Raw genomic sequence first — 630 nt, 5'->3', positions numbered from 1 at the left:
GAACAGGCGCTGCTGGATCTCTCTGCGGTAGTCGTCGAGTGTGTTGTCGATGTGGGTGGCGGCGGCGTGGGCGGCTGCTTCGGGGTCGCCGGCGCGGATGGCCTGGTAGATGGCGTCGTGTTCTTCGACGGCTTTGGCGGCGTGGCCGCCGACCGAGCCGCGCATTCCGATGAGGCTGGATTGTGCCTGCAGGCGGCGGGCTTCGCGTACGGCGATCTGGAGGAACATGTTGTGTGAGGCGGTGGCGATGGCGGTGTGGAAGGTGTCGTCGCCCTGGTTGAACAGGTCTTCGCGTCCGGTTTCGAATCCGTGGCGGCAGACGGTGGCGGCTTCTTCGATGGCGCGTAGTTCGGCGGGGGTGGCGCGGCGGGCGGCGAGGCGGCTGGTCTCGGTTTCCTGGGTGCGGCGGAACTCGAACAGCATGTAGATGTGGTCGAGGTCGGTGGGCAGGAAGACGGAGGCCATTCGTCCGGTGCCGAGCATTCCCTCGTCGTCGGCGACGTACAGGCCCCGGCCTTTTTGGGCGCGTACCCGGCCGAGTGCGGACAGGATCTTCACGGCTTCGCGGACGACGGTGCGGCTGGTGCCCAGCTGGCGGGCCAGGTCGTTTTCGGTCGGCATGCGGTCGCC

Annotated in this window: 1 protein-coding gene; it reads right to left on the bottom strand. The window is 67.9% G+C overall.

Translation table 11 applies throughout. From position 1 onward, the window contains the following. A partial coding sequence (locus FLW16_RS43020) for a FadR/GntR family transcriptional regulator (protein WP_260616219.1) occupies positions 1 to 621 on the bottom strand: 621 nt, incomplete at its 3' end. Positions 622 to 630: the final 9 nt, after the last annotated feature.

The sequence above is a fragment of the Microbispora sp. KK1-11 genome (assembly GCF_006874435.1).
GTDB classification, from domain to species: domain Bacteria; phylum Actinomycetota; class Actinomycetes; order Streptosporangiales; family Streptosporangiaceae; genus Microbispora; species Microbispora catharanthi.
Note: the sequence above shows the minus strand (reverse complement) of the source record. Positions and strands in the feature narration are given on the sequence as shown.